This window comes from Oleiphilus sp. HI0123, assembly GCF_001635315.1.
Map to the genome: position 1 here is coordinate 1 of NZ_LWGE01001365.1, position 545 is coordinate 545.

A 545-nucleotide genomic window follows, 5' to 3' on the forward strand; every position below is an offset into this window, starting at 1 on the left:
TCTTTATCGGCATTTCGGTTTTTACTTTGCCACTGGTTTACAATGAGTAGCGCACACAGAACACCGATGCCGCAAGCGCTGATCAATTGCCCCTGAAAGAGCAGGGCGAGCGCTAAGGTACCTGCCAGAATAAGGGCATACAAGTAGGATTTTGAGTTAATAAGTAGTTGGTGGTCAGAATGTGCCATGTTGAAAATGTTGCTCGTTATGTTCTGGTCGTTGGCTCGCCAAAGCCTTGTGGTGTCTTTCCTTGCAGGTAATACGCAAAGGCAATTATTTCAGCTATTACCCGATATAGAACTTCGGGGATTTCTTCTCCCAGTTCTAGTTTAGACAAAATGCTGACTAATTCACTATTTTCGTATAAAGGTATGCCGTGCTCTTCGGCAATGCGCATTATTTCCTCAGCGAGCTCATTCTCACCTTTGGCAGTAAGTTTGGGCGCTGAAACTTCATCGTACTTGAGCGCGATGGCTCTTGTTTTCGAGCTGGTTTTGTTATTGTTGTTCATGCTTGAATATCTACCAGGCTTTGTGTCAACTTGG

General features: G+C 44.6%; 2 protein-coding genes. Both read right to left on the bottom strand.

The features are described from left to right. The coding region (locus A3761_RS17145) for a hypothetical protein (protein ID WP_156491918.1) at positions 1-188 on the bottom strand (188 nt) is incomplete at its 3' end. A gap of 17 nt (positions 189-205) precedes the next feature. Beyond that, positions 206-545, bottom strand: a 340-nt coding sequence (locus A3761_RS17150; RefSeq protein ID WP_369808229.1) for an EscU/YscU/HrcU family type III secretion system export apparatus switch protein, incomplete at its 5' end; no start/stop codon positions are given.